We start from the raw sequence: 19,175 nt of genomic DNA on the forward strand, positions 1-19,175 counted from the left end.
AATTCTTCCTATGTCCCGATCCTCGGGGCCTTGATAGGGCAAGTTGGGCCGGTATATGATTTGTAGCGTGGGTTAATTACCAAGCCATCACCGGGGCGAAATTCCCTGAACTGGGAGGGATGATGAGGCTCGAAATAAAAAATGGATCAGGCGCTTGGGTTTTGGGCGCTGTCTCCGCTGCGTTGTTGATCCTGCTGTGGGGCATTCGAGTGTCCGGCTCACAAACCTTCAGAGGAATCGAGGTGGTGCTTGAGGACGGCTCCGGCATCGGAAGCGCAGTGGAAAGCATCCCTCTGTACGATCGAATGATCGGTGTGATTATCGGAGTTGATGTATATCGTGATCTGGGGAATGAGTACCGGCTCAAGTACGCCGTCAAGGATGCAAAGGGGGTGGCGCAATCCCTGCGAAAGCTCTACCTTTTCCAAGAAATTATCGAGCTCTACAACGAGCAGGCCACCCGAGGCAATATTTTGAAAACGCTTCAAGGACACTTGTCCACAACGGGTTTAAACGATGCCGTGTTTGTCTACTTCGCATGCCATGGGATCACCCGATCCACCTTCCAGGGGGATTTGGGATACCTGATCCCCTACGACGGTTCCGTGAAAATGGATGAGATGTACAAGAACATTTCCATGCAGCAGATCAAGTCGGATATATCACCGCTCATTCCGGCCAAGCACGTTCTGTTTATCGCAGATGCCTGTTTCGGAGGTTTGCTGCTGGGTACCCGTTTGCCGGTCTAAAGCCGATGCATCATGTGGCCTACCTGCGGGAAATTACACGTGAGCCGGTGCGACAGATCATTACCGCGGGGGGAAAGGACGAGCTTGTCCTGGACGGAGGCATAGGAGGTCATTCTGTTTTTACCGGCCGTCTTATCGAGGCGTTGGAAGCTGTTCAGGAATTCGTCACCGCTCGTGAACTGGGATTGAAGCTGCAGATGCAGGTGTATGGAGATGCCGCCGCGAGGGGACACTCGCAAAAGCCTCAGTTTGGTGAGATTTACGGGACAGGAGATTTCGTGTTTGTGCCGGATTCGGCGAAGCGGGCATTGATGGAAAAGGACAAGGTGGCCACCCTGAAGCTGCCCGGACTGAAGAGGGACTCAGCCCAAAAGGAAGCTCAGAGCAAGGCGCATGAGGAACAGCAAACCCGTCTGAATGTTGAAGAACAAGAACGTTGGGAAAAGGAGCGTCGGGAGCGGCTGCCGGGCCTGGAACGCGGTGCGGAAAAGCCCGAATTCCAAATCGAGAGCTCGGTTAGAGGACCGGGGTTGCTCGAGTCGGCCGAGGAAACAAGGAAGATCAACGAAGCGATGGCCGAACTCGATACGGACTTTGCACGGAAACGAAGGCAGCAGGTGGCGAGGCTCGAAAGCGAATACCAGGGGAGAACCGCGCTTGTGTCAACAGATCAGCCCGAACCGTGGTACCGGGTTTTCGAATCGGAGCTGCAACATAAGCAGCGCATTCAGGATGAGCAAGAAAGAAGGAAGTCGATCATTCAGGCGTTAGTGGAAGCACGGAGCCTCAAAAGGCAAGAACTGGAAGATAGATTGAACATGGAATTAGAGGCGCGTAAGGCGCCCCTGCGGGAGCGGATTCGTGGTCTTATGAGCCGGCGGTTTGAACTCTTGCCCTCCCAAGTGGAATTCGAGCTTCTGACGTATTCGCCAGGAGCCAAGTGGCTCGAGGTGGTGATCACCCTCAATCAGTCCGACCTTGTTTCCCCTGATGGAGAGGGTCCGTTGCGGCTGTTCGGCAACTTGCCCGTGGCGGAACAGCACAAGGCGGCTCAGTTCCACGAGCAGCCGAATCTACTGATTCCCTTCGTGACTCTTCGGGTCAGCGAGGCCGGCGAGGTCGTGGTGGACAAGGCGGTCTTTGGCGGACCTGAGAACGAGCAGATTGTGACGGTGGGGGTAAGCCCCGTATGGGTGGACCCCATTATGGGGATGAAATTCAGTTGGGTGCCGGGTGGGTGCTATGAAATGGGTTGCGGGAGCTGGACCAGCAACTGCGACGAAGATGAGAAGCCGCTGCATGAGGCGTGCGTGGACGGTTTGTGGCTGGGGAAGTACGAAGTGACGCAAGGCGAGTGGAAAAAGCTCATGGGAAGCAACCCGTCGTATTTCCAGAACGGCGACAGCTATCCGGTCGAGCAAGTCTCTTGGAACGGCGTCAAGGAGTTCATCGAAAGGCTGAATTCCCGGTCTTCGGACGGCAGCTACCGGCTGCCCACGGAAGCCGAGTGGGAGTATGCATGCCGGAGCGGGGGGAAACCGGAGAAATTCTCCGGCGGAAATGAGGTGGATCGCCTGGCGTGGCACGATTCGAACAGCGAGAGCTCGACCCACGCCGTGAGTGTTAACGACTCGAACGGACTCGGCATCTTTGAAATGAGCGGTAATGTCCGGGAATGGTGCGAGGACGTTTACGACAAGAATGCCTACGCGAAGCACAGCCGGAACAATCCGGTCATCACGTACGGTGGGTTCGATCGGGTCAACAGAGGCGGAGGCTGGGTCAGCAACGCGGAGGACGTTCGGTGTTCGAATCGGGATTGGAATCATCCCGATGGTCGTTACGGCGGACTGGGCTTTCGCCTCGTGAAAGAACCTTAGATGTTGGATTTTGATTTCTCTGGGCCCTCGTTGTGCGCGAAGTAGCTGTCTTGGCGGACGGCGCATTCGGGAACGGATCATCTCGTTTGCTTGTTCGTATGAGAAAAGCACGTATGACCATCCATGGGATGCTCGTCCGAACGTGGGCCCGTTCCGCACCCTACGAGTCAAATGACGACCCACATGCCCTGTTCCCCTCGTGGATCTCGTTTCCGTTCACAATCCAGCCGATGGTCGGAATAGACGCCCAAATGCGCTGCTACAAAAGAGATTTCGCTCCAAGAAGAGCGAATTCAAAATTCCTTGACAGCTAATATACCTCTATATATTATGCATCTTTTCAATGCCTGAAGGAGGAGAATCCCGCATGAGTGAGAAGGTTTCGCGCATCAGAAGTGTTGCTTTGATTGCTCACGGAGGCTCCGGCAAGACTTCCCTCGCCGAGGCCATCCTTTATGATTCGGGTACCACCAACCGCATCGGCAAGGTGGACCAAGGTTCCGCTGTGATGGACTTCGAGCCGGAGGAACTCAAGAGAAGTGTTTCGATCAACGCCTCGTTCAACCATTTCCAGTGGAAAAAGAACCTGGTGCATCTGGTGGATACGCCCGGCGACGTAAACTTCCTGAGCGACACCAAGATTGCGCTTCAGGGAGTGGATGCCGCGGTTGTCCTCGTGGACGGCACGGACGGGGTCAAAGTCACTACGGAAAAGGTGTGGTCGTATGCGGACGCCTTTCACTTGCCTCGAGCGGTGTTCATTAACAAGTTGGAACGGGAGCGCGCGGACTTCTTCAAGGTGCTGGATCAACTCAACAAGGTATTTCCCAACAAGTTCGTTCCAATAACGATTCCCATCGGATCCGAACATGATTTCAAAGGCGTGGCCGATCTGTTCAAAATGAAGGCCTATCTCTACGGCAGTGACGATACGGGTAGGTTTGAGGCCACCGACATTCCTGAAGAGCTCGCGGATCAGGCCGAAGAAATGCGCGAATCGCTGATTGAATTCATTGCCGAATCCGACGACGAACTCCTCGAAAAGTATTTGGACGGTCAAGAGCTGTCCAAAGAAGAGCTGTCCCGCGGACTCACGATGGGCATTCGTTCGGGAGGTTTCGTGCCGGTGCTGGCGGGCTCCGCCATTAAGAACATCGGTGTTCAGCCGCTATTGGACCTCATCGTGGACGGTTTTCCTTCTCCGATGGATCGGGGGGCCTTCAAAGGAACCAATCCGGACAGCGGAGAAGCGGAAGAGCGCCAACCGGATGAGAACGCCCCTTTTTCCGCTCTGGTCATAAAAACCATCTCCGATCCTTATGCAGGCAAGTTGACCGTGTTTCGGATCATATCCGGGAGCCTTTCCGCGGATAGCGGTTTTTACAATCCGGCCAAAGAGCAAAAGGAAAAATTCGGACAGCTGTACTACCTGGAAGGAAAGGCCCAGGTTTCCATCCAGTCCACTGTTCCAGGTGAAATCGCGGCCGTGGCGAAATTAAAGGTAACCTCGACCGGCGACACGCTGTGCACCGATTCAGCTCCGATCGTCTACCCTGCCGCGGAAGCGTTGCCGGCAAGCATTTCCTACGCCATCGACGCCAAGAACAAGGGAGATGAAGAAAAGGTCTTCAGCGGGATCGTGAAGCTCACGGAAGAAGATCCCACACTGAAACTGGAACGCGACCCGAGGACCCACGAGATTCTTCTGTACGGCACCGGCCAAATACACCTGGAAGTCACCTGTGAGAAGCTGCTTCGAAAATACGGGGTCGAAGCGATGTTGAAGGCGCCCAAAGTGCCCTATCTCGAGACGGTCACCAAAGAGAAGAGGGGCATCGTCTATCGTCACAAGAAACAGACCGGAGGACGCGGTCAATTCGCGGAAGTCCATTTCGACATTTTTCCCATGCCTCGGGGTGAAGGATACGTCTTCGATGAGGCCCTCGTGGGCATGAACGTTCCCCGCAATTTCGTTCCCGCCGTGGAGAAAGGACTGGACGAGGCCAAAAACAAGGGTGTTTTGGCGGGATATCCGGTGGTGGACTTCAAGATCCGATTCTACGACGGAAAGTCCCATGACGTGGACTCATCGGAAATGGCGTTCAAAATCGCGGCGTCCATGTGCTTCAAAAAGGCCATGGAGGATGCTTCGCCTATTCTGCTGGAACCCGTTATGAAACTCGAAATCACTGTTCCGGATGAATTCATGGGTGATGTGATCGGCGATCTCAACGGGCGTCGAGGAAGGGTGCTCGGCATGGAGGGTCGCGGATCGAACCAGGTGATTACAGCCCACGTACCCATGTCCGAAGTGTTGAAATATCAGCCCGACCTGACATCCATGACTGCTGGAAGGGGCACTTTCAAAATGGAGCTGGATCACTATGATCCCATGCCTGCTCCCCTGCAGGAAAAGGTGATTGCTCTATCCAAGAAAGTCGAAGCCTGATCGATTCCGCCGAAATAGGATAAGAAAGGCCCCCCTGCAAAGGAGGGCCTTTCTTATTACTGGAGGGGGAAACGGTATGCGGAAACTCCTGTTGAAACGCTGGAGACCCTCATCCCGGCCTTCCCCGGGAGGAAGGAGGGGAAAGGAGGTAGGCTCTCTCGGGCGTTCGAACACAGCGAACGCGCGGCCGCCGGGAGGATAGCCAGGGGCCTGACGCAGCCATTGTTCCGCTGGCGCCCGCCGGCGGGTTTCGATTTCTGTCCGCAAGCAGCAACCTACTGTTCGTGGCCGCTTTCCTTTTCCAGGATCTCCTGTTGGGCCTGCTTCAGCCTTTCCCAAAGTTCGGCCACTTGACGCCGGGCGTCATCCAGGGAGCCGGAGTTGTCGATCACATAGTCCGCGTAACTCACCTTCTCGTTGATGGGCAGTTGCGCTTTGAGAATGTTGGCCGCTTCGTCTTTCTTGATGGCGTCCCGCTTGGCGAGGCGCTCGATTTGCTCTTCGGGGGAAATGTACACCACCAGGATCTTATGGAACATGTACTGCATGTTCAATTCGACGAGCAAAGGAATCACGGCCTGTACAATGGCGCCGGGGGTCTGTTCGGAAATTTCATCCAACTGCTTCAAAAACTCGGCGTGGATTCTGGGGTGTGTAAAACTCTCGAGCTTCTTCCGCTTTTCGAGATCGCCGAACACGACTTTCGAGAGCTTTTTCCGGTCCAACGTATCGTCTTCCTGCAGAACTTGTCTGCCGAAATAGTCCACAATGTCCTTCCAGCCCGGTGTGCCCGGCTCCACTACCCGGCGGGCGAGGAGGTCAAAGTCGATGATGGGCGCGCCGAGCTCCTTCAACATGCCGGCGATCGTCGTTTTTCCGCTGGCGATGCCGCCGGTGACGCCCAACACCAGGCGCCCGTCCTTTCCCCTGATGCGATGCACTTCCTGCTCCATGCCGTAAGAGGCGGGAAATGCGCAGGTAGGGTCCATTTCGGCTCCGGCAAAACTGATGGGATAACGAACGCCTCTGCGGTATAGACCCTCCAAACCGTTTAAGGCCTTCTTCATCATGCCCGTGGGCACCGCCATGACCAGATCTTCGTCCTGGGCGTGCCCGTAGCGCCGTTCGCCATAGCAGGGAATGGTCAAGGACGGTTTACCGGTCAGGTGGCAGCGGACAATGGCGTCCGAACAGGAAGATTCGCCGACACAAAAGAACTGCATGACTTCATAGTCTTCGAACTGAAGCGCGTTGATCAGCAGGATCATTTGAGCCGGATTCGCATAGACCAGAATCATATCCGGTTCAAAGGGATGGTACACGGCCGGCGCCAGGGCTACGGCTTGGTACGTTCCCAGTGGAATGCGGGGAATGCTTTCTTCGTATCTTCGTGCGTCCGCTTTGGTCTTTACCCATACGATGCTTCGGAAGGTGCCGTCCTTGTTGAAGTCGGGCACGTCCGTGAGTCCGAGGATGGATGGGCAGGTCTGATTCATGAAATCCTCGAGAGCCACGCCCACGGTCCAATCGAAATTCCTCGCCAGGGTGATCAATTGGCAGAAAGTCACCTTGTGATCCATTCTCCGCAAGTACGGAATGGTTCCTAGATCTACCTCACGCTCCAGAAACTTGAGCGCCACCGGAAAGGATTTGAGCCTCATCAGCTGCTCCATTCTCCGGATCGTTTTTTCCCAGTCGAGCTGCAATTCCATTCGTCATACCTCGTTTCAAATGGATGAAGGGATCTACGGAGTTCGAAAGGCCACGGCGGAATAGTCGCCTTTTTTCAGCGCCTCGACCAAGGCATCGTCGTCCCCGACAGGGCTGGAGAAGCGAGTGGCGAACAGGCCGACCTCCGATACTTCGTGAGCGTCGCTGCCGCCGGTGGCCGGCAGGACCAGTCCTCGGGCGACTTCCAAGGCAAACGCGTTTTCCTTTTCCGTGACCTTGCTGTTCAATACTTCAACCGCGTCTACCGATTTGAACAGGGCTCGTTCCATGGCTTTTTCAGGGGTAAGGCCCACCTGACCGAATCCGAAGGTGAGAAAACCCCTGAAAGGATGGGCCACAATCATGAACCCGCCCTCTTGCAGCACTTGTTTTCGTAATTCCTCGAGCTTGACGACTCCGCGGATATTCCGATGGAACCCGAAAACGAGGACGTCTCCCTGATCCGTGAGAACTTCGTTTCCTCTGAAAACCGGGAATCCGTGTTTTTGTCGGAGCCGTCCTATGTCCGCGGCATCCCAGACGTGATTGTGGTCCGTTAAACAGATGCCGTTCAGACCGACTCGCTTGGCTTCCTCGATGAGTTCGTCCACGGGCGCGGAACTGCAGGGCGAGGCGGGTGACGAATGGACGTGCAGATCGATAATGAAATCATCTGAACCGGGCCCTCTCACGGTCGAACGGGCGGTATCGGAAACCTCTGTCCCCGACGAGGGAGGCTTTTCCGAGGGCGCGGCTTTAGGCCGGCGAACCTGTGTTTCTTCGATACCCCGTTTGATGAATTCCTCGAGGCTTATCCGGTCATGTATGTCTCGTTTGTCCTGCCACTCGAGAACCAGCACCGCTTGCTTGGCGGCCTCGCAGCATTCGACCAGAATGTTCGCGAAATGCCGGCAGGCTTTTCTACCGATGATCTTGTTGACTTTCTGTACAAATCCTTCTTCTTCGACCCGCAGTCCCACGGCTCCCTGAATCAACGGGACGGCCCTGGAACACTCCGGTGTTGTCGCCCGATGCCACTTGCCCTCGATGGATACGATCTCGAGGTCCGAAATGCTCAGGCGTACACGGATCTCGAGGCCGTAGATGTAGTCCCCCAAAATGCCGTGGGCCAGCAGGGTGTCCGGGTCCACTCGTTCGATGCCGACGGTCTTGTTACGTATGAAAGTAATCATGTTTTCCCGTGTTCCTCAATTGATGGGTTGGGTTATCCGGGGATTGAAACCGCTCCGGTAGTACGCCAAGAACGGTCAGGGTTCCACCTTCGTACTCCTCGATCGAGGCCAAGTCACTATTCGTGATCTCCCTCCGGCGCCGGCGAAGGATCCGGAACCCGATGGATTCATCGAAATGTTCCGCGTTGGGGTTCTCACTGCTTTCGTCCGGAGGGACTTTCCTGAAAAAGCCCCCATTCTCACTCTCCGGGAGGCTCGATACCGCCGAGCAGAGAGCTTCCGGGCGCAAACGCAGCGCAACGGTTGAGGAGCCGGATGTTCTCCTTTACCATGTCCGCATAGTACGCCAGAGCTTCCGCCTCGTCTTTGGGCGCCGTACGCAACACGTCCTGAGTAAAGGAAAGAATGATCCCGTGGCAGCATTCTTCCACCATGAAGGACAGCTCTTGAAGTTCGGGTTTGTCGCCGATCAGTCCCCTGATAATCTTCAACATACCGGGGGCGACTCTTGTGCCGACGACGCTTTTTAAAGCACCCGAGGCATCGCACGCACCGCCCCAAATGCTTCGGTGAACCGATCCCGTTACATCCGTGATCTCGAGATCGGGCGTTCGTACCGTAATTTCGACGCAAGCACCCATCGTCGTATCCTGGAGGCGGCACTGCGATTTCAACGTATCATGGTTAACGCGCTCGACCGCCGTGCATCTGTTTCTCGAAAAGCAGAGTATGTTATGCATGATTCGGGACTCCTTATCCGTATGTACGGGAATATCCGGGGAGACCTTTTGAAATCCCTCCCTGGGCGGGACCCCGGAACCCTATCTAAAATCCGTTAATCAAGTTGCTCGGTCTTCGTGTCGCAACCGGGGACATCGGCGGCGGGGGCATATCGGGCGCCTTGGAAGGTTTGGCGCTCCTCCAGCCGCTGGTGTATGAGCCTGCGCGTCTCGTGCTTCTCCAATGACCAATCGGGCGCTACCAGCCTGTCCGGTATAGGGTCGCCCGTCAGGCGTTGAATCACGGTTTGCGCTGGAAGACGCTCCAAGAAATCCACCACCCATTCTACGTATGTTTCCCGGGACAGCGGCCTGTATCGTGCTGAACGATACTCCTCCTCCATGACGGTTCCGCGCTCCACATAGAGTTGGTGCAATTTCACTCCCTCGACGCCCAAAAAGGCGCAATAGTCCGCCGTGTGCATGATCGTGGAGCGGTCCTCGCCGGGAAGACCGAGAATGACGTGGACGCAGACCTGGAGGTGACGTTTGTGAGCTTCCCGCACGGCCCATTCGAACTCGGCTACGGTGTGGCCGCGGTTGATCCTGTGCAGAGTCGCGTCGGAGGCGCTCTGGAGGCCTATTTCCAGCCAGACCATCGAGGAGGAAGCCAATTCGGCCAGGAGGTCCAGCTTTTCTTCGTCCAGACAGTCCGGTCGCGTGCCGATGGAAAGGCCCACCACGTCAGGTTCGGCCAGAACGCCTCTGTAGAGTCGCTCCAGATGGAGAAGAGGCCCATAGGTGTTGCTGAAGGATTGGAAGTAGGCGAGGAACTTTTCGGCCTTGTACCGCCGGCGACAGAAGAGGATCCCTTCCCTGAGCTGCTCGAGTACGTTCGGTTGGGAGCGATACCTTCCGGAGCCCGATCCTTGGGCATTGCAGTAGATGCAACCTCCGCTTCCTCTGGTCCCGTCCCGATTCGGGCAAGTGAATCCTGCGTCCAGGGTCACTTTTTGTACGCGGAGCCCGAATCGGTTCCTCAGAGCCGTGTTCAGATCGAGGTATCGAAGACTTCCGGTCATTTGGACGGAGTCCCGGCTTCGTCGATCAGGCGGGTCAGCTCGAGGACCGTGCGGGCGTACACGTCACTTTGATTGTAGCATTTGAGCACTTCGTGACGTTGTTCCGGGTTCAGGCCCGGTTTCCAGCCGCAGCCAACCAATATGTTGGCCGCGCTGGCCAATGCATCGGAATCCGAAAACAGGTCCACCTGACCGTCGCCGTTCCCGTCGGCGCCGTAACGCAGCACGTTCGACGGAATGAACTGCGGAATGCCGAAAGCGCCGGCGAGAGAGCCTTGGATGGATTCGGGCGGGATGTCCTCGGCCGCGGCGTGTCTCAAAAACGCCTTGAGTTCCTCGTAGGCCCACTTCGATTTTCGAACGCAAAATTGCTGAAAACGATCGAAGCCGTTTCTTTCGCGCTCGGAGGGTTCGAGCTGTCCATACATGGTTTTCATGATCTCGGCATCCGAAGACGCGGATAGGCTGCTTAGAACGGACAAAACCTGGAATCGGCCCGTATAAGCGCCCAATCGTGTTTCGACCATAAACAACGCAGCCAACAGGGAAGGGGGGAGTCCGGTCTCTTTTTCTATACCGGACAACACCTCCCGATGAAGGCTCATGTAGTCCTTACATCTGGTTACCAGTTCGGGCTTGAGAAATTGGCCGTAATCCAGTTTGGATTCACGAATCTTGAAATACGTGAGCACCGGCTTGGAATCGAACTGCACGGAGGAGGCCGAGTATACCCGTTCGATATAGGCCGTCTCGAATCCGTCGCTGATAAGGCGCCGGGAGAGTGAATCAAACGGCGCGGCCAAAACCGACACGCCGGCGGCCAGAAAAACCATCGATGGGATGAGGACGAATCGAATCATCAATGACTTGCCCCTTTCTAAATGCCCAACGGGTTCAACCGGTGACAAACTACACGTCGATCTTCAACAAATCCTCCGCCACGATAATCTCCCCTTTGAAATGTCTCCTGCAGTGAGCCGCCACGTCAATCTCGTCGCAGGGCGGGTAGAAGTGGGTCAAGACCAAGGAACGCGCGTTGGCGCGATGCGCAACGGCTCCCGCCAGAGAGGGCGTGAGGTGGCCGGGCGCTTTCGCATCGTCCGGCATCGAGCACTCCAGCACCAGTACATGCGCGTTCCGGCCCAGGTCCACCAGAGAATCGCAGACGTCCGTGTCTCCGCTGTAAGCCATGACTCGGCCCTCCGCGTCTCTCAAACGGAATCCGAGACTTCCGGGCCGATGTTCCATCGGGGCGGCCGCCAGGGTGAGCCCGGACGAAAGGGCGGTTTCGCCGGAAGCCGGGTCCAGTTCCAGGAGTTCCATGGAGTCTGCCGGCGGTACAACCGAGGACCCGTACAGAGCTACGGCCTTCTTGAGCCAGGCTCGCATTCCGTGGGCCCCGACTACGACGAACGGTCGCTTTCTTTCCGGGATCAGGGGATTGTTTGAGGCAAACAAAAACGCCAGGAGGTCCAAGGTGTGGTCCGGATGATGGTGAGTGAAGCACAGGAAGTCGATTTCTCGGAGTTCTACTCCCGCTTTGAGCACTTGACGGAGCGTACCCGGGCCCGTATCCATCAGAATCCGAAGACCTCCGGCTTCCACCAGCAGGCCGGGAGAAGCTCTTCTGAGCGACGGCAACCCGGTACCGGAGCCCAAAACGGTAATGCGCATCGTGCCGGCCCTCGACGGATTCCCCAGAGAATTTGGAGAAGTGAAAGTCTTATTTGGGAATCAAACGGTATTTCTCGATAAAACGATAAGGAACGTAGGATTCTTTGGCCTTTCGTATGTTCGGTTCGCCAAGATCCTGTTCCCGGTTGATGAATTCCGTGTGCGACCACGCATGCTGCACGAATAGTTGATTAAGGGCGGCGTAAATTCCCTGATAATCGGCATTGGCTTTCTCGATATGAATCACGGCGGTTCCGGAGTTCAGGTGTTCGCCCAGGGAAAAGGCCTCCAGACGGCCGTCGATGAAGATGGCTCCTCCCCTAAACGGCAGATGACTCCAGTGCAGGAGCGCTTCCCGAATGGCGCGTTCTTCTCCTTTCAGACTCGGATGTTCTTCACAATTGCGGACCTGGCACCATTCTTCCGCGAGCCGCAGGCAAGCGTCGGTCATGTCGGGATTCAATTCATCGTACGTAAATTCGTACGTTTTTAGAAACCGGTTCAGGTGGTTCTTCTTTCGGTGGAATTTTCTTCCGGATAGAGAAATCAGATCTTCGGTTCGGTACACATAGTCGAATTGATCGCGGTCGGCCGTCGTTCCGAACGAGCCCTTCAGTCCGGGATTTCGTTTTATCCAGGCGGCGTCCGCGCGAGCGATGCATCCGTCCGGACCCAAAGCTTCAACAATATCCCTTAGCCGGACAGGATCCAGCGGCGGCCCCACGGTCGGCAAAAGAAAGGACGGTTGATCTTCGGGTTCCGCTTTCAGCAAAATGGTTTCATCCTGCATTGATATCTGTAACCCATAGTAGATCCTCCACATGAACAGATTGGTGAAGGTAAGCTCGGAGGATTGGGGTTCAGAATCTCGCAGCGCCTTTTGCAGGGCGACCCCATGATTCAAATCCAGCGGGCGCCAGTAGGGGTAGCGGTCTATGTCCGTCACGTTCAGACTCGATTCAGCTTCCGATGGGTATTACAGAGGCCATCTTCTTCCCCATCGGTGGTTATTAAACTCTCGACCCTGCATTCCGCAGGTCGGATCAGAAACGATCATTGAACGTTCCGCATCAAGCCACGTGGGCGCGTCCGGACCATTCCACCTTGAGTTTTTCCAGCAGACTATAGGGCACACGAAGGCTTCCGCGACCCACTCCAACTTCGATTCCCGGTTTGTTGGCGCCGTGGAAGTCACTTCCTCCAGTGACGACCAGATCGTATTTAAGAGCCAATTGTCGGCAGAACTGGGTCTGGTCCGTCGTGTGATCCGAGTAATACGCCTCGATGCCCGACAGCCCCATGGTCTTGAAGCGCCGGATCCACGTTTCCAATTCGGTTCGATCCGTTGTCAGCGTAAAAGGATGAGCCACAACGGAGACGCCTCCCGCCGAGTGGATCATGGCGAAGGCCGTTTCCGGGTCGAAGCGGAACTTGTCAACGTGGGCAGGTTGGCCTTTTTTCAGATACAAGTCAAACGCCTCCTGAAAGTTATTAACGTAGCCTTTACCTTTCAATACGGAAGCAATGTGAAGCCGGCCGATTTGGCCGCCACCGGAGGCCAGTTCCAGGTCCTTCAGGGAGATGCCCATTCCCAGGTCGTTCAGTTTCCTTACGATCTGCGGGTTGCGTTCCGCCCGGGATTTTTGAAGGATGAGCAGTTCTTCCATCAATCCCGGATGATGGTGGTTCAGGAAATATCCCAGCAAGTGCATGGAACTAGTTCCTATTCCTACGCTGATCTCGAGTCCCGGCACTACTTCCAGTCCAAGTTCCGTCCCGGCTTGCAGGGCTTCGTCCAGGCCGTCCACGGTGTCGTGATCCGTCAGAGCCACAGCTTCGAGACCATGCTGCTGGGCGTGTGCTACAAGCTCGGCCGGCGACAGTGCCCCGTCGGAGGCGTTGCTATGTGTGTGAAGGTCGATCCATTGCATTAGCGGGCATCGCTTTCGATGTGTCGGGCCCGATGTCGGGTGCTCCCGGAGGCGTTGCTCCCAAACCATCCGAAATAAATCAGGTCGCGAGGTGAAAAAAGGGATACGGACGCATAATAACCCTTGGGATCCTTCCACACCGCCCGGGGGCGGATACAAACAGGATCTCGAGGAAACGGTCCGGTTCCTGAAGGTTCCGGGGAGTGAGGACTTATGTCGTCAAACGGAATCGCCAGGCGCAAAACCACCCTTCGGGATGAGAGTCCGGCGGACAGGCCACGCATTCCGTTCGTATCCGAGGATCGATGGTTTTGGCGAAATACGTGTACTCGATCATGCCCACGGACTTGCAGGGATAGTCTTCGAGACCTTTCCGTTTGCGGGCGCTCTGTACGCGACAGTCGTTTACGTACAGGATGAGGGAGTCCGTCCCTTCCTCCTCGACTGACTGGGTGTTGAGACGGGCGTACAGGCGATATGCCAGGGCTTCTTTGAGGCCATCGAGGCCGGGTTCACGGGAAAGCCCTAGTAGGTCCTTGATCTCCCGGGCTTCGACGGGCGAGAAGCGTCCCCAACAGGTGTCGTTGGCGAGTTTGGCTTCCCACATGCTCGCACTGTGTTCCAACGCTTGAAACCAGATACCGTCCTGGGCCAGCCAGTTGACGGCAAGGGCCCCGACGAGTCCTTTGAGCTGTTCCGTCTCCAAGGAATGAAGCCATTCGGGGACACCGTCGCTGACCTTAAATCCCAATGTTTTACCCAGTCGTTTCAGATGGTTGTCCCACACTCCCTTCCAAACTTCTTCTTCGATGCGAAAAGCTTCCTCTTCACCCATCTGGTGAATGGCTTCTCGGATCCAGAGCGCGTAATGGGCGATGACGCGACGGAAGGCGCTCACGCAGTAACGCTCCAATGTGTTTCTGTCGACGTTAGTGAAGTATTGCTCAAGGTCCATGATGCCTCCTGAGAAACTGGGTCGTGTTACGGAAAGGGATGTGAACTTTGCCCATCAGGTGATACGTGGATCTTCTTGACGCGGAAAGGGGGCGTTTGAAGATCAAGATGTCCAACGGATTGAAGCAACGGCCAGTGGCGAGTCAGCGCGATTCGACGCCGGGCGGGAATGCTGCAAACGTTGGACGTACGCTATGACGCCTATCTTTATGGATCAGGTTCGTCTACCACAACGCACGTCCGGATGCAAGGTGAAGGAGGGCGGGATTCCAGGAAATAGCGTGAAAGTGTTTTTTTTAACTTGACTTTGATGGAAATGCGGGGCTAGTTATTTAAAATTTCGGATAAAACCTTATCATTTTAGCAACATGCCTTATTTTGTGTTCATCCCCAAAAAGATACAAGATGTAGTGTTTTTCGCGTTTGGAGCGGGATTTTTGAGGGTGCGGAGGAGAGTCTCGAAATCCCGTGGTTAAGCTGATGGAGGACTGTTTTTTGCTTGACAGGGTTTCATTGGTTGAGTATTTGTTAAATATTGCACAAACTGAACCTGAAGCTTGAATGCAGAGAAATCGAAGGAACATCCGAACAAGATCACAATAAGGAGGACCTATGTCACAATTGATAGCGCCCCATGGCAAAGAGGAAAGATTGATGCCCCTCCTGCTGGAAGGGGCTCAGCTGGAAGCCGAACAGAAGCGGGCGAAGTCTTTGAAATCCATCCGTATCACCACCCGTGAAACCTCGGACCTCATCATGATGGGTATCGGCGCGTTTACTCCGCTTACGGGGTGTATGGTTTCTAAGGACTGGAAAGGGGTTTGTGACAAGTACATGATGGCGGACGGCACGTTCTGGCCCATTCCCATCACGCTGTCCACGGACGACGAGAGTGTCAAAGCAGGCGACGAATTGGCGCTGGAGGACGAGGAGACGGGAACCATTATCGCCACCATGAAGGTCTCCGAGAAATATACCATCGACAAAGCCCACGAGTGCAAAGCGGTGTTCCGTACCAACGATACCGAGCACCCCGGTGTGCAGAAGGTGATGGAGCAGGCCAAATACAATCTGGCAGGACCGGTGAAGGTGCTCAGCGAGAGCTACTACCCGGAAATGTTTAAAGACGTTTATATGAGGCCTGCGGAAAGCCGGAAAATGTTCGAGGAAAAGGGATGGCGTCAGGTGGCGGCCCTGCAGTTGCGGAACCCCATGCATCGATCCCATGAATTTCTGGCCAAGATCGCCGTCGAAGTGATGGACGGCGTATTTATTCATCAGCTCGTAGGCAAACTGAAAGCAGGCGACATTCCGGCGGACGTCCGGGTCAAGGCGATTGACGTGCTGGTGGAGAATTACTTTGTGAAAGACACGGTAGTCGCGGCCGGCTATCCGATGGAAATGCGCTACGCGGGACCCCGTGAGGCGCTTCTCCATGCCACGTTCCGCCAGAATTTCGGCTGCAGCCACATGATTATCGGCCGCGACCACGCCGGTGTTGGCGACTATTACGGTCCGTTTGACGCGCAGAAGATCTTCCTCGAGATCCCGGAAGGCGCCTTGAAGTGCAAGAACCTGAACATCGACTGGACCTTCCACTGTTTCAAGTGCGGCGGCATGGCCTCTTTGAGAACCTGCCCCCACGGCAAAGCGGATCGACTCCTCCTGTCCGGTACGATGGTACGGAAGACTTTGAGCGAGGGCGGCGAGTTGCCCGGAGAGTTTTCTCGGCCGGAGGTTCTGGAAGTACTGAAAAAATACTACATGGATCTAGAAGAAAAGGTGGAAGTGAAGCTGCATGGCGCCGCGACCGGTGACGTCAACAAGAAGTAGGTCGTATCCAATGACGGCTATGAGAGGCCGCCTGGCGATGCAGGGTTGGATGACTCGGGAGCCAAGCACGTTTGATGTGGACCATGGAGTGCAAGAAATTCGGAAAGCATGGAAGATTTGTAACTCTTCCCGGTGGGTGGCCCCGGACAAGCGACGGGTTTGCCCATGAAGATCTTTTCAAGCCGGATTCCCCCTCTCGAGGGAGGGGGTCCGGTTTTCGCATTTAGCTGAAGATTGGATAACGAACGAAACAAACGATCTTGTTGAAAGGAGGTGGGCAAAAGAACGGTTTTTGCCATTTACGTGAACTCTCAACCTAAGACCATATAAACTCTATGTTTAGGAGGACACAGTATGCCGAGCTTTGTCATTTTGGAAAAATGCGACGGTTGCAAGGGTCAGGATAAGACCGCCTGCATGTACATTTGCCCGCAGGACCTGATGGTCCTGGATAAAGAAAAGATGAAAGCCTACAACCAGGATCCGTCCATGTGCTGGGAATGCTACAACTGCATTAAGATTTGCCCTCAGCAGGCAATGGACGTACGTGGTTATGCCGACTTTACGCCAATGGGCGCCAGCGTGGTTCCTCTGCGCGGTTCCGATTCCATTATGTGGACGGTGAAATTCCGCAACGGCACGATCAAGCGGTTCAAGTTCCCCATCCGTACCACGCCTGAAGGAACGGCTGAGCCTCTTGGCGGATTCGATGCAGGACCGGCGACGCTGGGCGATCAGTTGCTTATGACCGAACCGGTATCTCTGAGACTTGACAAATTGCCCGCGCTGTAAGCCGCGCGCTCATCAGTCCGAACAAGCAATAACCTGAGGAGGTAAACTCATGGCGAATTTCGAAACCGTAGAAGTGACCACTGATATACTGATTTGTGGCGGTGGCATGGCCGCGGCGGGCGCCGCTGTCGAGGCCGCTTACTGGGCCAAGAAAGAAGGACTCAAGGTTACATTGGTAGACAAGGCGGCCTTTGACCGCTCCGGCGCCGTGGCGATGGGTCTTTCGGCCATCAACCAGTACGTCGGCATTAACGAGGGCGCCAACACGTGTGAAGATTACGTTCATTACGTGCGCCAGGACCTCATGGGCGTTTCCCGTGAAGACCTGGTCTACAACATCGCCCGTCACGTGGACTCCACGGTCCACCTGTTCGAAAAATGGGGTCTGCCCATCTGGAAAGATGAAAACGGCAAGTACGTGCATGAAGGCCGGTGGCAGATCATGATCAACGGTGAATCCTACAAAGTGATCGTGGCGGAAGCCGCGAAAAATGCTTTGGGCAAAGACAATATCTACGAGCGCGTTTTCATCGTCGAGCCGATTATGGACGGCGATCGCGTAGCCGGCGCCGTAGGCTTCAGCACGCGTGAAAACAAGTTCTACGTATTCAAGGCCAAAGCGGTCCTGGCCGCCATGGGCGGTGCCGTTCACGTGTTCCGTCCGCGGTCCGTTGGTGAAGGTCTTGGTCGTTCCTGGTATCCTCCGTTCAACACCGGTTCCAGCGCGTACTTCACCATCCGCGCCGGCGCTGAGATGACCTGTCAGGAAGTACGGTTCATTCCCGTCCGCTTCAAAGACGCGTATGGCCCGGTCGGTGCGTGGTTCTTGCTGTTCAAGTCCCGCGCCACCAGCGCCAGCGGCGGCGAGTACATGGTCGAGCGCAAGGCCGTGCTGAACAACTGGGCTCCGTACGGATTGGCCAAGCCGATTCCGGCCAACCTGAGAAACTACCTTGGCATGTTGGATGTGGATGCGGGCCTTGGGCCGCTGTACATGGAAACCGCTGAAGCCATCCAGAAGATCGCCGAGCAGGCCCCGGATGAGAAAGCGTTCAAGAAGAAAATGAAAGCCCTGGAAGCCGAAGCATGGGAAGACTTCCTGGATATGACCATCTCCCAGGCCATCCTGTGGGCTGCCAGCAACATCGCTCCCGAAGAGTGCCGCTCCGAAATCGCCGCTTGCGAGCCTTACTTCATCGGTTCCCACTCCGGCGCCTCCGGCGCCTGGGTCAGCGGTCCCGAAGATATCGCTCCTGCCGCGTACAAGTGGGGCTATAGCAACATGACCACGGTCAAAGGCCTGTTCGCGGCCGGCGACGCTTCCGGTGCTTCCAGCCACAAGTTCTCTTCCGGTTCCCATGCGGAAGGCCGCATCACCGCTAAGTCCATGGTGAAGTTTGTTAAAGAGAACAACACCATGCCCAAAGCGGACGCCGCCAAAGTGGAAGCCGCAAAAGCCCGGATTCTGAAACCGCTGGATCTGTTCAAGGAATTCTCCGGTATCTCCAGCGACCCCAACGTCAACCCCAACTTCATTAAGCCCCAGCAGTTCATGTTCCGTCTGCAGAAGATCATGGACGAGTACGCGGGCGGCGTGACCAGCGCTTTCAAGACCAGCAATAAGCTGTGCGAACGCGGCCTTGAATTGCTGGCCTTCCTGAAAGAAGACGCCGAGAAGCTTGCAGCCGCCGGTCTCTACGAACTCGAGCGTTGCTGGGAAAACGTGCATCGTATGTGGCAGGCCGAAGCCCACGTACGCACCATCATGTTCCGGGAAGAGACCCGCTGGCCGGGTTACTACTTCCGAGCGGACAAGCCCAAGATGGATGAGGCTAACTGGAAGTGCTTCGCAAACATTAAATGGGATCCGGCTGCGGACAAGTGGAGCCTGTTCAAGAAAGACATTATTCCTTTGATCGACTAGTATCCCATTTGATCTAAATCACTCCAGACGCCGCATGCGGCGTCTGGAGTTTTCTTGCCTCTAGTCGAAACAGCCGCAAAGAAAGCGTAGCCGATCCGGATCGGAGGGACCCGGAGTTCAGAATGGATGTCTCAACGGTATCGGAGCCTGGTCGGTTAGGAGCCATCCCATCTTGCGCGTGATAAGCAGGTCCGCGAAAGAGGTGGCTATTAACGGATTACGCTCCGACTTCATGTCGGCTGAAGCCGATCCCGAAGATGCAGGACGTTCCCGGAAAATGAGAAC

General features: G+C 55.6%; 15 protein-coding genes. 6 read left to right on the top strand and 9 right to left on the bottom strand.

The features are described 5' to 3' along the window. Nucleotides 1-161 precede the first annotated feature (161 nt). From HY788_17995 to fusA, 3 genes are all read left to right on the top strand, one after another. Nucleotides 162-749, top strand: a complete 588-nt coding sequence (locus tag HY788_17995) for a caspase family protein (protein ID MBI4776038.1) — start codon at nucleotides 162-164, stop codon at nucleotides 747-749. Nucleotides 750-763: 14 nt separating this feature from the next. After that, entirely contained in the window at nucleotides 764-2,629 is a 1,866-nt protein-coding gene (locus tag HY788_18000; GenBank protein ID MBI4776039.1) for an SUMF1/EgtB/PvdO family nonheme iron enzyme, read from the top strand. A 367-nt stretch (nucleotides 2,630-2,996) separates the two neighbouring features. Next, a complete protein-coding gene (gene fusA, locus HY788_18005) occupies nucleotides 2,997-5,078 on the top strand; it encodes an elongation factor G (protein MBI4776040.1) in 2,082 nt (693 codons plus the stop codon). Nucleotides 5,079-5,353: 275 nt separating this feature from the next. Here the strand turns inward: fusA and HY788_18010 are convergent, their stop codons facing one another. The 9 genes from HY788_18010 to HY788_18050 form a co-directional block, all read right to left on the bottom strand. Next, nucleotides 5,354-6,790 carry a dephospho-CoA kinase gene (locus tag HY788_18010; protein MBI4776041.1) on the bottom strand — a complete coding sequence of 479 codons (1,437 nt, stop codon included), beginning with the start codon at nucleotides 6,788-6,790 and terminating at the stop codon, nucleotides 5,354-5,356. A 33-nt stretch (nucleotides 6,791-6,823) separates the two neighbouring features. Beyond that, nucleotides 6,824-7,981, bottom strand: coding sequence for a CehA/McbA family metallohydrolase (locus tag HY788_18015; protein MBI4776042.1), 1,158 nt, complete (start codon nucleotides 7,979-7,981; stop codon nucleotides 6,824-6,826). Between the two features lie 239 nt (nucleotides 7,982-8,220). After that, a complete protein-coding gene (locus HY788_18020) occupies nucleotides 8,221-8,721 on the bottom strand; it encodes a hypothetical protein (GenBank protein ID MBI4776043.1) in 501 nt (166 codons plus the stop codon). A 95-nt stretch (nucleotides 8,722-8,816) separates the two neighbouring features. Beyond that, on the bottom strand, nucleotides 8,817-9,782 hold the full coding sequence (locus HY788_18025; protein MBI4776044.1) for a TIGR01212 family radical SAM protein: 966 nt from the start codon (nucleotides 9,780-9,782) through the stop codon (nucleotides 8,817-8,819). Further along, nucleotides 9,779-10,642 carry a lytic murein transglycosylase gene (locus HY788_18030; GenBank protein ID MBI4776045.1) on the bottom strand — a complete coding sequence of 288 codons (864 nt, stop codon included), beginning with the start codon at nucleotides 10,640-10,642 and terminating at the stop codon, nucleotides 9,779-9,781. Before HY788_18030 ends, HY788_18025 begins: the two co-directional genes overlap by 4 nt. A gap of 49 nt (nucleotides 10,643-10,691) precedes the next feature. Beyond that, complete coding sequence (locus HY788_18035; protein ID MBI4776046.1) at nucleotides 10,692-11,456, bottom strand: MBL fold metallo-hydrolase; 765 nt, start codon at nucleotides 11,454-11,456, stop codon at nucleotides 10,692-10,694. 49 nt (nucleotides 11,457-11,505) lie between these two features. Beyond that, nucleotides 11,506-12,402, bottom strand: coding sequence for a DUF2156 domain-containing protein (locus tag HY788_18040; protein MBI4776047.1), 897 nt, complete (start codon nucleotides 12,400-12,402; stop codon nucleotides 11,506-11,508). 124 nt (nucleotides 12,403-12,526) lie between these two features. Continuing rightward, a complete protein-coding gene (locus HY788_18045; GenBank protein MBI4776048.1) occupies nucleotides 12,527-13,387 on the bottom strand; it encodes a PHP domain-containing protein in 861 nt (286 codons plus the stop codon). A gap of 211 nt (nucleotides 13,388-13,598) precedes the next feature. Further along, complete coding sequence (locus tag HY788_18050; protein ID MBI4776049.1) at nucleotides 13,599-14,342, bottom strand: cytosolic protein; 744 nt, start codon at nucleotides 14,340-14,342, stop codon at nucleotides 13,599-13,601. Nucleotides 14,343-14,953: 611 nt separating this feature from the next. Between HY788_18050 and sat the strand changes: the two genes are divergently transcribed. From sat to aprA, 3 genes are all read left to right on the top strand, one after another. Then, nucleotides 14,954-16,174 carry a sulfate adenylyltransferase gene (gene sat / locus HY788_18055; GenBank protein MBI4776050.1) on the top strand — a complete coding sequence of 407 codons (1,221 nt, stop codon included), beginning with the start codon at nucleotides 14,954-14,956 and terminating at the stop codon, nucleotides 16,172-16,174. A 354-nt stretch (nucleotides 16,175-16,528) separates the two neighbouring features. After that, the gene (aprB, locus tag HY788_18060) at nucleotides 16,529-16,966 is read left to right on the top strand and encodes an adenylyl-sulfate reductase subunit beta (protein ID MBI4776051.1); all 438 of its coding nucleotides are present in this window, start codon (nucleotides 16,529-16,531) and stop codon (nucleotides 16,964-16,966) included. 49 nt (nucleotides 16,967-17,015) lie between these two features. Beyond that, nucleotides 17,016-18,890: an adenylyl-sulfate reductase subunit alpha gene (gene aprA, locus HY788_18065; protein ID MBI4776052.1), complete on the top strand. Its 1,875-nt coding sequence runs from the start codon at nucleotides 17,016-17,018 to the stop codon at nucleotides 18,888-18,890. Nucleotides 18,891-19,175 lie beyond the last annotated feature (285 nt).

It is taken from the genome of Deltaproteobacteria bacterium, from assembly GCA_016208165.1.
Lineage (GTDB): Bacteria > Desulfobacterota > Desulfarculia > JACQYL01 > JACQYL01 > JACQYL01.

What these genes read in the sequence shown, in the direction of transcription:
- aprA (MBI4776052.1), top strand. Translation starts at nt 17,016, where the DNA reads ATGGCGAATTTCGAAACCGTAGAAGTGACCACTGATATACTGATTTGT.
- HY788_18045 (MBI4776048.1), bottom strand. Translation starts at nt 13,387, where the DNA reads ATGCAATGGATCGACCTTCACACACATAGCAACGCCTCCGACGGGGCA.
- HY788_18010 (MBI4776041.1), bottom strand. Translation starts at nt 6,790, where the DNA reads ATGGAATTGCAGCTCGACTGGGAAAAAACGATCCGGAGAATGGAGCAG.
- HY788_18025 (MBI4776044.1), bottom strand. Translation starts at nt 9,782, where the DNA reads ATGACCGGAAGTCTTCGATACCTCGATCTGAACACGGCTCTGAGGAAC.
- HY788_18020 (MBI4776043.1), bottom strand. Translation starts at nt 8,721, where the DNA reads ATGCATAACATACTCTGCTTTTCGAGAAACAGATGCACGGCGGTCGAG.
- HY788_18030 (MBI4776045.1), bottom strand. Translation starts at nt 10,642, where the DNA reads ATGATTCGATTCGTCCTCATCCCATCGATGGTTTTTCTGGCCGCCGGC.
- HY788_18035 (MBI4776046.1), bottom strand. Translation starts at nt 11,456, where the DNA reads ATGCGCATTACCGTTTTGGGCTCCGGTACCGGGTTGCCGTCGCTCAGA.
- sat (MBI4776050.1), top strand. Translation starts at nt 14,954, where the DNA reads ATGTCACAATTGATAGCGCCCCATGGCAAAGAGGAAAGATTGATGCCC.
- fusA (MBI4776040.1), top strand. Translation starts at nt 2,997, where the DNA reads ATGAGTGAGAAGGTTTCGCGCATCAGAAGTGTTGCTTTGATTGCTCAC.
- aprB (MBI4776051.1), top strand. Translation starts at nt 16,529, where the DNA reads ATGCCGAGCTTTGTCATTTTGGAAAAATGCGACGGTTGCAAGGGTCAG.
- HY788_18015 (MBI4776042.1), bottom strand. Translation starts at nt 7,981, where the DNA reads ATGATTACTTTCATACGTAACAAGACCGTCGGCATCGAACGAGTGGAC.
- HY788_18050 (MBI4776049.1), bottom strand. Translation starts at nt 14,342, where the DNA reads ATGGACCTTGAGCAATACTTCACTAACGTCGACAGAAACACATTGGAG.